The sequence below is a fragment of the Lysinibacillus sp. Y5S-8 genome (assembly GCF_036894365.1).
In the GTDB taxonomy this organism is placed as follows: Bacteria; Bacillota; Bacilli; order Bacillales_A; family Planococcaceae; genus Lysinibacillus; species Lysinibacillus fusiformis_D.
In genome coordinates this window covers 4,115,807-4,128,185 of record NZ_CP145889.1, presented here as the reverse complement: position 1 = coordinate 4,128,185, position 12,379 = coordinate 4,115,807, and the positions used below count along the sequence as shown (strand labels likewise).

At 36.8% G+C, this 12,379-nt stretch carries 14 protein-coding genes and 1 riboswitch; of the genes, 10 read left to right on the top strand and 4 right to left on the bottom strand.

The window, feature by feature from the left end; genetic code table 11:
- The 4 genes from V6670_RS20190 to V6670_RS20175 all read left to right on the top strand — a co-directional run bounded on the left by V6670_RS20190 (position 1) and on the right by V6670_RS20175 (position 3,820).
- Entirely contained in the window at positions 1-618 is a 618-nt protein-coding gene (locus tag V6670_RS20190; RefSeq protein WP_338651958.1) for a nitroreductase family protein, read from the top strand.
- Between the two features lie 63 nt (positions 619-681).
- Positions 682-1,224, top strand: coding sequence for an NADPH-dependent FMN reductase (locus V6670_RS20185; protein WP_271911067.1), 543 nt, complete (start codon positions 682-684; stop codon positions 1,222-1,224).
- A gap of 522 nt (positions 1,225-1,746) precedes the next feature.
- Positions 1,747-3,141 carry an ATP-binding protein gene (locus V6670_RS20180; protein WP_338651957.1) on the top strand — a complete coding sequence of 465 codons (1,395 nt, stop codon included), beginning with the start codon at positions 1,747-1,749 and terminating at the stop codon, positions 3,139-3,141.
- Complete coding sequence (locus V6670_RS20175; RefSeq protein ID WP_338651956.1) at positions 3,119-3,820, top strand: response regulator transcription factor; 702 nt, start codon at positions 3,119-3,121, stop codon at positions 3,818-3,820. The genes V6670_RS20180 and V6670_RS20175 overlap by 23 nt, the downstream gene beginning before the upstream one ends.
- Positions 3,821-3,861: 41 nt before the next feature.
- Here the strand turns inward: V6670_RS20175 and V6670_RS20170 are convergent, their stop codons facing one another.
- A complete protein-coding gene (locus V6670_RS20170; protein WP_338651955.1) occupies positions 3,862-4,431 on the bottom strand; it encodes a YdhK family protein in 570 nt (189 codons plus the stop codon).
- 312 nt (positions 4,432-4,743) lie between these two features.
- A riboswitch (cobalamin riboswitch) is annotated at positions 4,744-4,932 on the top strand.
- Positions 4,933-5,076: 144 nt separating this feature from the next.
- Here V6670_RS20170 and V6670_RS20165 point away from each other — a divergent pair.
- Together V6670_RS20165 and V6670_RS20160 are read left to right on the top strand one after the other, a co-directional pair.
- Positions 5,077-6,123: an iron chelate uptake ABC transporter family permease subunit gene (locus V6670_RS20165; protein ID WP_036124629.1), complete on the top strand. Its 1,047-nt coding sequence runs from the start codon at positions 5,077-5,079 to the stop codon at positions 6,121-6,123.
- Positions 6,124-6,128: 5 nt separating this feature from the next.
- A complete protein-coding gene (locus V6670_RS20160; RefSeq protein ID WP_036124627.1) occupies positions 6,129-6,920 on the top strand; it encodes a heme ABC transporter ATP-binding protein in 792 nt (263 codons plus the stop codon).
- 282 nt (positions 6,921-7,202) lie between these two features.
- Here the strand turns inward: V6670_RS20160 and V6670_RS20155 are convergent, their stop codons facing one another.
- From V6670_RS20155 to V6670_RS20145, 3 genes are all read right to left on the bottom strand, one after another.
- Positions 7,203-7,517, bottom strand: coding sequence for an SMR family transporter (locus tag V6670_RS20155; protein WP_058843587.1), 315 nt, complete (start codon positions 7,515-7,517; stop codon positions 7,203-7,205).
- The gene (locus V6670_RS20150) at positions 7,517-7,870 is read right to left on the bottom strand and encodes an SMR family transporter (protein ID WP_338651954.1); all 354 of its coding nucleotides are present in this window, start codon (positions 7,868-7,870) and stop codon (positions 7,517-7,519) included. The genes V6670_RS20155 and V6670_RS20150 overlap by 1 nt, the downstream gene beginning before the upstream one ends.
- 71 nt (positions 7,871-7,941) lie before the next feature.
- Positions 7,942-8,520: a TetR family transcriptional regulator gene (locus V6670_RS20145; protein ID WP_036124620.1), complete on the bottom strand. Its 579-nt coding sequence runs from the start codon at positions 8,518-8,520 to the stop codon at positions 7,942-7,944.
- A gap of 213 nt (positions 8,521-8,733) precedes the next feature.
- Here V6670_RS20145 and V6670_RS20140 point away from each other — a divergent pair, with 213 nt between their 5' ends.
- The 4 genes from V6670_RS20140 (at position 8,734) to V6670_RS20125 (ending at position 12,368) form a co-directional block, all read left to right on the top strand.
- On the top strand, positions 8,734-8,904 hold the full coding sequence (locus tag V6670_RS20140) for a hypothetical protein (protein WP_338654733.1): 171 nt from the start codon (positions 8,734-8,736) through the stop codon (positions 8,902-8,904).
- Positions 8,905-9,004: 100 nt separating this feature from the next.
- Positions 9,005-10,171 (top strand): endonuclease Q family protein, encoded by a 1,167-nt coding sequence (locus V6670_RS20135; RefSeq protein ID WP_338651953.1) that lies wholly within the window; start codon positions 9,005-9,007, stop codon positions 10,169-10,171.
- Between the two features lie 101 nt (positions 10,172-10,272).
- Positions 10,273-11,895, top strand: coding sequence for an S-layer homology domain-containing protein (locus V6670_RS20130; RefSeq protein WP_338651952.1), 1,623 nt, complete (start codon positions 10,273-10,275; stop codon positions 11,893-11,895).
- 104 nt (positions 11,896-11,999) lie between these two features.
- Positions 12,000-12,368: an ion channel gene (locus V6670_RS20125; RefSeq protein WP_036124610.1), complete on the top strand. Its 369-nt coding sequence runs from the start codon at positions 12,000-12,002 to the stop codon at positions 12,366-12,368.
- Positions 12,369-12,379: the final 11 nt, after the last annotated feature.

Here is a 12,379-nt window from a genome sequence, read left to right as displayed (position 1 = left end):
GTGGAATTTTCCAAGCTGATTGATAAGCGTCGCTCTGCTAATAATTTTATCAAGGGCGTTAAGATGACTGAGGAAGATATACGTCCTATTTTGGAGGATGTTAAGCTCGCCCCATCAGCATTTAATTTACAGCATGCAAGCTATATCGTTGTGCTGGATGAGGATATGAAGGAAAAGGTGCGAGAGGCGGCATTTGGTCAATATAAAGTGCATTCAGCTTCAGGGGTAATCCTTGTCTTAGGTGATAAAGAAGCTTATAAAGATACTGCTGAACTAAGTCAAGGTATGGTTGATTTGGGTATAATAACAGCTAGTGAACTAGCAGAAATTGTTGCAGAGAATACTAAATTTTATGAAGAACGTGGTGAGACATTTATGAAGGATGAAGCTATTCGAAATGCGTCTTTGTCTGCCATGCTATTTATGCTTGCTGCAAAAAATCGCGGCTGGGACACTTGTCCAATGATTGGCTTTGATCATCAGAAATTGCGAGAACTATTTCATGTGCCAGAAACCAAGGAGATAGCACTGATGATTACAATTGGGAAAGAAAAAGAAGACAGTCGTCGCTTACGAGGCTATCGCAAGCCAGTTGAAGAATTTGCCACTTATTATTAATGTGGTATAAAATAGAATTGCTATACAAATACTATGAATAATGTACATTTAGGAGGAAACATCATGAAAGTGGTAGCTATCGTTGGTAGTATCCGTAAAGAATCTTATAATATGCAATTAGCTCAATTTATTCAAAAACGTTATACAGAAAAGTTAGATCTTGAGGTTTTAAGCTTAAAGGACCTACCAATGTATAATCAAGATATCGAAAATGAAGCACCACAAGAGGTTCTTGATTTTAAAGCAAAAGTAAAGGCGGCAGATGCTGTACTATGGGTGACACCAGAATATAATGGTACAGTACCAGGCGTTATGGTCAATGCCATTGACTGGCTATCTCGTGTAGATAAAGTAATGATTGGTAAACCATCTATCATTATGGGTGCATCTATGGGGAACTTAGGTACTGTAAAAGCGCAATTACATTTACGCGATATTTTATTCTCTCCTGGCATTAATTCACCATTACTAAGCGGCAATGATGTTTACATTGGTGCTGTTCACACTAAATTCGATGCAGAAGGCAATTTAACTGATGAAGGTACAGTAAAATTCCTTGATGTAGTCATCGATAACTTTTTAAACTGGGCAAAAAAATACATTTAATTAAAATCTGACCCATAAGTATACTTTACTTATGGGTCATCTTATTAGAAAAATAAGAATGGCAGTTGAGCAAAGCAAAGTTGATTTCCTTTGTGAACGATCACTTTGTTCTTTGCATAGAGCTAAGCTTTCAAGGATCATCGGATGAGCTGTTTCACCCGCATTATTCTCTCCAAAACTACTTCTGTGACGCTAATCCCCAAGGAGTCGCTTGTTTTTCTTCAATCAATCCACTACTCATCAACTAATTTTATAGCAAGTCAGGTTAACGGAGATAGCTTAAGCAATATTAAATACTAAAATTAATTAACTGTTACAAATTGCTGACGTACTTGGGTTGTGACAATCGTTTTATAAAGTTGTGCCGAATCCAAGACCCTGCACAAAAAGAAGCATTAACATCAAGAGATTTCCCTTAGTGGAGGTCCATTTCGTTATAGACATTTTTTTAATGTTGTTTCTGCATGAAATCTTCATACTTTCACGCTATACTTTTAAGAAATTCTAAAATGGTGGTTACAGATGAGAAAACTATCACTAAAGCTTGGCATCATCTTTTTTATTACATTATTTTGCATCGAAACATTTATGATGTTTTTTTTACATGTCTCCTTAACCAATTCTAGAGTTGAGGAAGAGCTAGCAAGTTTGCAAGCAAGGGGAAATTCACATCGTACGATATTAGAACAGAACTTCAACGAGGAAACGCTAGCACATGTGGTACTTATGGAATCTAATGAAAGTACGGATGTAGTAGTGACTGATTATGAGGGAACAATACTGGTTTCTTCGCAACCTGATTTAGAAATTAGTGATATGATCCATAAGATTGAGGGAAAAATACCGTATGAGGGAAGGATCTTACAAGACGATTGGCAAGAGGTTCAAGCGATTGCCACTATTAGTCCTATTCAAAATCAACAAAGAACGATTGGCTATGTCTTTATGTTTCAAAATACAGACTCCATTCATGCGTTAATGAAACGTTTAAATAAACATTTTCTCATCGTTGGTATAGTATCTGGTCTTGTCACTATAGCAGTCATTATCGTTCTATCTCGACAGCTTGCCAAACCATTAATTCAAATGAAAGAGGCCACATTGAAAATGAGCAAAGGTGATTTTACAGTCGCTCTTTCTACCAATGGAAAAGATGAGCTTGGGGATTTATCGAATGCTATACAGCTGTTGTCTAATGATCTGAATCATTTAAAGCATGAGCGTAAGGAATTTTTATCGAGCATTGCACATGAGCTTCGCACACCGCTAACCTTTATTAAAGGCTATACCGACATTCTTTCGAAACGGGATTTAACAGAGCAGGATCGCCAAAAGTATTTAGCCATTATAATAGAAGAAACAAATAGACTTTCTCGATTAATTAAAGACTTATTTGATTTAGCTAAAATGGATGAAAACTCGTTTGTGATTGAACAACAAAATGTACATTTAAATTCATTTTTTACAAACATTGAAAAAAAGCTAAGCCCTGCTTTTCAAGAGAAGGGTATACATTTTATTGTACGTTATGAAGAGGGCTTGACAGTATGGGTAGATGAAGCAAGGCTAGAGCAAATCCTGATAAATCTATTAAATAACGCATTAATCTATTGTGCGTCAGGAGATACGACTTCAGTCACCGCAAAGAAACACAATGATGTTTTAAGCATTATCGTTCAAGATACAGGAAAGGGGATTCCAAAGAAGGATTTACCCTATATTTTTGAACGATTTTATCGAGTGGAAAAATCTCGTAGTCGTGCTTTAGGTGGTTCTGGACTGGGGCTTGCTATTGTCAAGGAACTTGTACAGGCACATGGGGGCGAAGTGAAGGTTAGCAGTGAAATAAATAAAGGGACTACTTTTGAATTATCTTTTAAAGGAGTAGAAACAGATGAAAACCATTTTATGCATTGATGATGAGCCAAGAATGTTAGATTTATTAACCCTTTATTTAGAGCCAAATTTTTATTGTAGAGCTGCGTCTACCGTTCAAGAGGCTTTCGATTTTTTAGAAGATGGGCATGCAGATTTAATTCTTTTGGATGTTATGATGCCAGAGATGGATGGGTGGCAGGCGTGCCAAGAAATTAGGAAGTTTTGGGATGTACCCATCATTATGCTTACTGCAAAGGGAGAGCATGCGGATATTGTAAAAGGCTTAAACCTCGGTGCTGATGACTACATATTAAAGCCCTTTGATGAGGAAGAGTTATTAGCACGTATACATGCGGTATTAAGAAGATCGAAAATAGATGAAAAAGTTATTAGCTTTGAGGGTCTTCGTTTAGATAAAGAATCCTTTGAATTATATTTTCAACATGAGGCAATTCCTCTAACTCCAAAGGAATTTTCCATGCTTGTTTTATTTTTAGATCATCAAAACAAAGTATTTTCTAGAGAACATCTAATCACCACAGTTTGGGGATATAATGTGACAATTGAAGATCGTACGATTGATTCTCATGTGCGTAATTTACGAGAAAAATTAAGAAAAAGCGGTTTCCCTGTGGATGATTACTTGCAAACAGTATGGGGTATCGGCTATAAATGGCATAAGTCAATTGATAGAAAATCATTACAACACAAAAGCTAGAAAACAACCTCTGCCAGAAATGCTGGAAGAGGTTGTTTATATTATTTTGAGGTTAATTCTTCTTCTGTCACCCATTTATGATTTTTAACAGCTTCACCATTTGTGGTCGAAGTGTAATCAACCATATAAACAGTCGTTTGGATAGCCTCCTCAATACGGACAGTCGCATTTTCCATACCTTCCATATGCGCTGCGTCCGTTTTTACTTTTGTGCCAGGAGCTAGTGGTGCTTCTTCTGGATCAATCAATTCTTCATGAATCACCCACTTATGATTTTCTACACGTTTTCCACCGGAAGTTGGCTCATAGGAAATAACATAGGCAGTTGTGTTATAGGCACCTATTATTGTTGCTTCGGCACCTCTCATACCGTCCATATGTCCATCCGTAATAATCACGTTACTTCCAACAGAAAACTTCGGATTATCCGCGTTTTTTAATGTGGGTGGTACTTCACCTGAGCTTGAGTGGTTCATCGTAGAATGATCCATTTCTTCAGCGGTGTTATTGGAAGTAGATGCAGGCTTCGTTTGCTCCTCCGCACAAGCTGCTAAACTAATTAAGGCCGTTACTGCTAGAAGTCCAGTAGACCATTTTCTTTTAAATATCATGTAATATCCTCCTCACTATTTTCCCTTACTGTAGCAAACAAATGTGCAGAAATGATGGATGTCAATCACTTTTTGACATGAATGAAGAGAACGAAATGTTGTTGATGTATGTGATAGGAAAAGTGGCTAATATGTGGTAGGGTATCCTCCCATGCCAAAACTATTAAGTAATAGATAGCCAATTTATAACGAGCAAATAGCTATTGTGCTCAAAACTGCGAAGAGACAGCTTATATATTGTTCTTCCTTAGAAATAAAATTCCATGTAGACTAACAATCTATAAAAATGTATGATAGAATCGTCACAATTTTATAAATTCAAGTACTATTGGTGTGCCATTTTATAATGTCACTTAAAAGGGAAGTCGGTGTAAGTCCGACGCTGTCCCGCAACTGTAACGAGGAGTCCTATAATATTATTTGCCACTGTGGAAGAATGGGAAGGCAATTATAGGGTGTTGAATCGAAGCCAGGAGACCTGCCAGTTAGTAATACCTGTAATGCCCACGAGGATGCAAGCAATTACGGACAATAGCTGGATTTTTTCTGACTTTGTTTATTCTAGGGTATTTCTATGCGTAGTTGCGTATGGAATACCTTTTTTTATTGCTTCATTCATCAATATTCAGTAGGAGTTTAGAACGGATGAATAAAAAGTTTATATTTTTTTCCTTAATCCTTTTCTTCGTATTAATTGTTTCTATGACCTTTGCAGTCATGGTCGGCTCTGTATCAGTTACGCCATTGTATGTATGGAAAGTTATTCTTTCTAAAATCCCCTTTATACAAAATGCCATAGAGCAGGATTGGAGTCGCTCACAGGAAATTATCATTTGGCAAATAAGAGCACCTCGTGTTTTATTGGCTGCTATTGTTGGTGCTGGATTAGCCATTGCGGGGGCAGCCATTCAGGCACTTGTGCGAAATTCCATTGCTGACCCGTATATTTTAGGGATTTCTTCAGGGGCAGCCGTCGGAGCGACATCTGTGATTATTTTAGGAGCCTTTTCATTTTTAGGTATTTACGCGCTTTCAATATCAGCCTTTCTAGGATCATTACTTGCCATTGCACTGGTGTTTTTCTTATCTCGTGTTGGGGGACGGGTTTCTATTTTTCGTCTGTTATTGGCAGGTATGGCTGTTTCCTTTATTTTAACGGCCATTTCTAATTTTATTTTAATGATGTCAAAGCAAGAGGGGGCTTTAAAGGCTGTTATGTTTTGGATGCTAGGTAGTCTAGCAGGAGCTAAATGGAATAATATTATCATTCCAGCTTCCATATTTTTTGTCGTATTTGGGCTTCTCTGGCTACACTATCGAAATTTAAATTTACTTTTACTTGGGGAAGAAGCGGCAGTGACGTTAGGCGTTAATCTTCAGCAATTTCGGATTCAGCTTATATTACTTGTCTCCCTGTTAACAGGTGTACTGGTGGCAGTCAGTGGCTCTATTGGTTTTGTAGGTCTAATTATCCCTCATATAGTACGTTTAATTGTGGGATCTAACTATAAATATGTGATACCGATTAGTGCTTTAATAGGGGGGATTTTCTTAGTGTGGGCTGATGCCTTTGCTCGAATTATCATTGCTCCTCAGGAAATGCCAATTGGTATTATTACAGCCTTTTGTGGAGGTCCATTTTTCATTTGGCTACTCCGTCGCAATAATTATTCTTTCGGTGAAGGAGATTAACTTATATGACATTAGAAGCAAAGCAAGTATCATTCTCCATTAACGATCAACGTATACTACATGAAGTAAGTATTCAAATAAAGAAAAAGCAGTTTGTTGGGTTAATTGGCCCTAATGGTAGTGGCAAATCAACATTGCTAAAAAATATGTATCGTCTTCTAAAACCTGAAAGCGGGACGGTATTATTAAATGAGCATGATATTTTAAAGCAATCTAGTAAAGCAATTGCGAAGAATTTAGCTGTTGTTAGTCAAGATACACCTGTTTTATTTGATTTCACTGTACATGATTTAGTTAGCATGGGGAGAACGCCACATAAAAAACTGTTAGAGCTAGATCAAGAGCAAGATTTTCAAATTGTTAAAGATGCTTTGAAGCAAACAGGTATAGCTCATTTAGAAAAACGAAGCTTTAGCTCCCTTTCAGGTGGAGAGAAAAAACGTGTAATGGTTGCACGAGCACTAGCACAGCAAGCACAAGTGCTTATATTAGATGAGCCAACGAATCATTTAGATATCCAACATCAACTTCAGCTTATGGACTTAATTCAAACCTTACATTTAACAGTAGTTGCGGCTTTACATGACTTGAATATTGCGGCAATGTACTGTGATCAAATTTACGTGTTGCAGCAAGGTCGAATCGTGTGTCATGGGACACCGGAGGAAGTGCTAACACCAGCATTGTTACAAGAAGTATTTGGTGTTTTTGCTGATATTCAAACACATTCCTTGACTGGTAAACCATACCTCACGTATGTTCCTGATCAATTCGCAAAGAAGGTCAGTCAAGTTTAAAAAAGTAAGGACAACTATTTTACATAATATATTCATTATGAAAGTAGCATTTACGAATATACATGGCATAGGAAACAGTCATATCAGGAAGAGTTTTTATGTTTCTTAGTTAGAAAAATAGTCAATGTTTATACAGGAGACGGATTTTTCATTAGCTAGAGTAATGACCGCAGTGTATCTGTTTAATTATAAAAATGTAACAGGTTCAAAGATATACTCAATGGTTTAAATGACAAAGGACATTCCTCGATATTAGAAGGATGTCCTTTGATTGTAGTTTAATTAAGATACGGCCTTTAACCCTGCTACACCTATGATAATAGCGATGATACTGATAATTCGTGGTAGATTTTTGGATTCACCAAAGAAAATGATATTGACAAGCACTGCACCGACAGTACCAATACCTACCCAGACAACATAGGCAATGCTTAGCTGTAAATAATTGAAGGAAGCATATAAAAGGGCAAATGATAATCCAAAGCCACCGACATATAATAATAAATTTCGTATCGTTTTATTTTGACTATAAAAGCGTAATCCAATAACACCTATAATTTCGGCTATTGCTGCTAATAAAATATATACCCAACCCATTATGCATTCACTCCTTTCTTTTTATCGTGATCTGTTGGTGCGTTATCCGCTAATTTTAATCCAATAACGCCCGATATTAAAATAAACATGAAAATACCTTTAATCGCATTAAACTCTCCATCGAAAATAAAAATGTCCATTAACGTAGTGCCAATTGCACCTGCACCAGCGAAAATAGCGTATACGGTACCAGTAGGTAGGTTTTCACAAGCTTTTGATAAGAAGTGAAAATCGATAGCAATTATAGACACAATAATAATCCAATGCCACCAGGAACTTGCTACATTAAAACCAAATATCCAAAACAACTCAAATAAACTTGTTAGACCGACATATAACCATTCTTTTTGCATAATTAAAATCCTTTCATTGATAGAATTAATGACTGACGTTCAGTCATTTTGTGGATAAAAGAGAACGTCACTTACGCGTGACGTAGGCCAAGTGCATGATATAAAAAGTCTAGAAGTTCAAGCTTAAGCAGTGTCATCGTTTCATCCTTGCTGTCATCAAACAAATAAACTTGTTCTGCGGCAGATTCAATTAGACCAATAATAAGCTTTGCTGACCGTGATGGATTAATTGAATCTCGAATGATGCCTTGTTGTTGAGCCGTTAATAAGAAATTACTCATCCAATCATAGTATGGTGCATAAATGCTTTCCCATTCTTTTAAATGCTCTGTTTGTGCAATTCCAGCATAAATGAGTGCAACGATATCACCATATTCCTTTGTGATCGAGAAAATGATTTCAACAACCTCTTCAAGTTGCTGATCAAAAGGCTTATGATCTGAAACACCTTCATCTACGGTAGTAATAATTCTTTCTACCATATTTTTTGCAATAGCTGGCATGACAGAAAGGCGTGATGGGAAGTAGAGATAAAATGTTCCTTGAGCAATCCCAGCAGCTTTGACGATATCTGAAACCTTCGTCTTTTCAATTCCTTTTTCGCGAAAAACTTCAATTGCAGCTTGAATAATTTTTTCTTCCTTTGACATGCAATCCCTCACTTTTACCTTACTTGTTTATTATGTTACAGGAGGAGAAAAACAATGTCAATAAAAAATGACTGAATATCAGTCATTTTCGTTTTCGTTCAACAAACGTTTGGAAATTAGTTAAATCACAGAGCTGTACGCCATTGTGTTGAGGTGGAATGACGTATACTTTTTTTATTTCAGGGAACTTTATGAGTGAAAGGATTGATGATAATGGAAGACATTAAATTTGCTCAATTAGATCCACAGCAACTTGCGAAAATTAACGAGCTTGAAAAAAAGATTGGTGTGACATTAGTTGCCTATGATTCATCGTCAGGGTCATCACATGGTTCAGATGCTTATGAGACAAATAATAGCACTACCGCCAATCATCCATCATAATAAAGTGAGAAATACCTTGCTGTGATGTAAGGTATTTTTATCTTGAATCCGCTTGAACAAAAAAATTTACGTACTTGAAATATTAAAGGGAGCGATTGAAATGCAAATATTTTATGCAGATTTACATATACATATTGGGCGTACTTATAGTGGGCGTGCAGTGAAAATTACTGGCAGTAAAACGTTAACGTTAGCAAAAATTTTAGAGACTGCTAGTGCTAGAAAGGGATTAGATATTATTGGGATTATTGATTGTCATTCACCCGAAGTAATCGAAGAAATGATGGAGATGATTGAACAAGGTGAACTACAGGAATTAAAAGAGGGCGGCCTACGTTTTCAGGAAACAACGTTGATTCCAGGGTCGGAAATCGAAATTTACGATCAATATTGTCATGGACCTATTCATGTGCTTGCTTACTTTCCAACATTGATGCTTATGAAGCAGTTCTCTGATTGGATGTCCCAGCATATGAAAAATATCCACTTGAGTTCTCAGCGAATTTATTGTGACGGTCTCACATTACAGCAAAAGGTGCATGAATTGGGAGGTTTGTTTATTCCTGCCCATGTTTTTACACCATTTAAAAGTTTGTTTGGTAAAGGGGTTGAGCGTAGCTTAACAGAAGTCTTTGATCCACAGCTTATCGATGCCATTGAATTAGGGTTAAGCTCTGATACCAATATGGTAAGTCGTATCAAAGAATTACAAGCATATACGTTCGTTAGTAATTCTGATGCTCATTCGCTTGGAAAACTGGCACGTGAGTATCAAAAGTTACAATTAGCAGAAGCAAATTTTGCAGAATTAAAAATGGCTCTACATGAACAACAAGGTCGAGCAGTAACAGCGAATTACGGTTTAAATCCTTTGCTTGGCAAGTATCATCAAACGGTCTGTGCTAAATGTGGAGAACGACTAGGTAACGAAGCTACCATATGTACAAACTGTGGAAGTATGCAAATCGTAAAGGGTGTAGCTACACGTATTCAGGAACTATCAGAGGATTTTCTGAATGAACGAAATAGACCGCCTTATATTCATCAAGTACCACTTGATTTCATCCCTGGTATCGGCCCTAAAATGATGGAGCGTTTAATAGAAGCATTTGGTACTGAAATGAATATTTTACATGTGGTAACGCTCAACCAGCTTGAACAAGTTGTGCCACATAAAGTCGCCCATTTAATTGATTTAGCTAGAACGGGTCGATTAGCGATCGAGGTTGGTGGTGGTGGAGTATATGGAAAAATACAAACGGAGTAGAGAAAAGTTTCAAAAAGATTGCTGTAATTTAACCTATTTTTAACTTCCCTCTAGTAAAATAGTGAAAACAATGACTATTTTACAAGTAGAGGAGAGAGTAAATGCGATTATCAAAGAAATTTCGTTATTTAGCAGCGAGTGTACTGGCTTTGCAATTAACCATCCCTGTAGTAGCTAATGCACAAGAACAAGACGACTACATAGCACCAAGCTGGGTTATCCAATCTGATTATGTGGCACTAGGCGACTCATTAGCACATGGAATGAATGAGGTAGGTGTTATTGGGTTAGGCTACACGGATTTTATTGCACAGGCCTTACAGCAGGATGGCTTCCTTACTTCTTATAATAAGGGCTTTGCTATGTCAGGCTACACTACCAAAAATGTTTTAGCAGATTTACAAAATGATGTAGAAAAAACAGTCACAGGTTTTGGATACACAAAGGAACAAGTAAGGTTACGAGCTTCTATTAAAGAGGCAGAAATCATTACATTAACGGCTGGAGCAAATGATTTATTACCATTATTAAAAGAGTCCCAATCAACGGGAATTGATACGATGGCTCTTGTTAAAGCTACTAAAGAAGCTGTATCGAATATTGCTACAATCCTATCTGAAATCAAAAAGATAAATCCACAAGCAGAAATATACGTGATGGGCTATTATAATTCTTTCCCATACTATAGTGAGAATCTACAAAATCAATTTAAACTGTTATTGGCTACAGTGAATTCAACAATTAAAGCAACCGCTGAAAAAGCAGGCGCCATTTTTGTGCCGACATATGATGTTGTTGCAAAGGATGTTGCAAGCTATTTACCAAACCCTGATAACATTCATTTAAGTGAAGCTGGTTATTTAGCGGTCGCAAATGAAGCATTTTTACCAATCATTAAAACTAGCTCGTTATGGGATATAACAAAAGCTATTCAAGTAGATATGAAAAATCGTACAACTGTAGAGGTTAAATGGCAGGACGCGACAGATAATGTAGGTGTGGCAAATTACAATGTCTATGTGAATGGAAAATTAATCTCAACATTGGGTGCAGATACGACAACATTTACACTTGAAGATTTAACAGAAAATACAACCTACAATGTTTCCATCAAAGCAATCGATGCAGCTGGTAATGAAAGTGTTCAAAATCCAACGATTACTTTCACTACAAAGGGAACAGTAAGCTTTACAGATACAGCACAGCACTGGGCGAAAGAATACATTCAAAAAGCTGCGGACGCTGGGCTTATGAATGGTTATACGGATGGGACATTTAGACCTGATAGTAGTGTAACGCGTGCGCAGGCCGCTGCTATTCTTGTGAGAAGTTTAGAGTTATCTACAGATGAGAAGGCACCATTTACTGACATTGCAAATTATGACGCAGTAACACAATCAGAAATTGCAGCAGCATATGTTCATGGGCTTATTAAAGGAACTGATGGGAAATTTAACCCTGGACAGTCTGTTACACGTGCTCAGCTAGCCTTAATGATAAGTCGTGCCTATGAACAGCAATTTAATCAACCATATAGTGCAAAGGGCGATGTGCCATTTACAGATGTAACCTCTTATAATGCAGAAACAAAACGTGCCATTACCATGTTGTATGAGTTGGGGATTGTGACAGGAAATGAAGGGAAATTCTCACCAGAAGCTGTCACAACAAGAGGTCAAGCCGCTAAAATATTTACAAGCCTTAGTCAAATATTCATTAAATAATTCTGAAAAGGTAGGGGACCATCACCTCTACCTTTTGACGTTTTTAATAAAAACGAAGTATAGTCTAACTATGTTGTAGAACGTATTTAAAGAGGAGAATGGGGATGCTGTCATTTATATTATCTGCGAAAAGATTAGTAAAAGGGTTGTGGAAGTCATTTAAACGTCCTCAATTTATCTCATTATTTACTACATTGTTTTTAATCATTTTATCAGGAACACTGTTTTACAAGGGAACTGAAGGATGGTACTGGTTAGATGCTATGTATTTTGCTGTAGTGAGTTTGATACCAACAGGCGTAGAAACAGGGTTATATCCAACAACGACTTATTCTAAAGTATTTACAATGATTTATTTAATAGTTGGTACGGGAGTAATGTTTATTATGTTGCTAATGCTAGGGCGTTCTATCGTAGATTTTTCTCTTAATGAGGAAGAAAAAGAAGAGATGAAGAAACGTTTGAAAAAGTAAAAAGCAGTACG

What these genes read in the sequence shown, in the direction of transcription:
- V6670_RS20185 (WP_271911067.1), top strand. Translation starts at nt 682, where the DNA reads ATGAAAGTGGTAGCTATCGTTGGTAGTATCCGTAAAGAATCTTATAAT.
- V6670_RS20180 (WP_338651957.1), top strand. Translation starts at nt 1,747, where the DNA reads ATGAGAAAACTATCACTAAAGCTTGGCATCATCTTTTTTATTACATTA.
- V6670_RS20175 (WP_338651956.1), top strand. Translation starts at nt 3,119, where the DNA reads ATGAAAACCATTTTATGCATTGATGATGAGCCAAGAATGTTAGATTTA.
- V6670_RS20170 (WP_338651955.1), bottom strand. Translation starts at nt 4,431, where the DNA reads ATGATATTTAAAAGAAAATGGTCTACTGGACTTCTAGCAGTAACGGCC.
- V6670_RS20165 (WP_036124629.1), top strand. Translation starts at nt 5,077, where the DNA reads ATGAATAAAAAGTTTATATTTTTTTCCTTAATCCTTTTCTTCGTATTA.
- V6670_RS20160 (WP_036124627.1), top strand. Translation starts at nt 6,129, where the DNA reads ATGACATTAGAAGCAAAGCAAGTATCATTCTCCATTAACGATCAACGT.
- V6670_RS20155 (WP_058843587.1), bottom strand. Translation starts at nt 7,517, where the DNA reads ATGGGTTGGGTATATATTTTATTAGCAGCAATAGCCGAAATTATAGGT.
- V6670_RS20150 (WP_338651954.1), bottom strand. Translation starts at nt 7,870, where the DNA reads ATGCAAAAAGAATGGTTATATGTCGGTCTAACAAGTTTATTTGAGTTG.
- V6670_RS20145 (WP_036124620.1), bottom strand. Translation starts at nt 8,520, where the DNA reads ATGTCAAAGGAAGAAAAAATTATTCAAGCTGCAATTGAAGTTTTTCGC.
- V6670_RS20140 (WP_338654733.1), top strand. Translation starts at nt 8,734, where the DNA reads ATGGAAGACATTAAATTTGCTCAATTAGATCCACAGCAACTTGCGAAA.
- V6670_RS20135 (WP_338651953.1), top strand. Translation starts at nt 9,005, where the DNA reads ATGCAAATATTTTATGCAGATTTACATATACATATTGGGCGTACTTAT.
- V6670_RS20130 (WP_338651952.1), top strand. Translation starts at nt 10,273, where the DNA reads ATGCGATTATCAAAGAAATTTCGTTATTTAGCAGCGAGTGTACTGGCT.
- V6670_RS20125 (WP_036124610.1), top strand. Translation starts at nt 12,000, where the DNA reads ATGCTGTCATTTATATTATCTGCGAAAAGATTAGTAAAAGGGTTGTGG.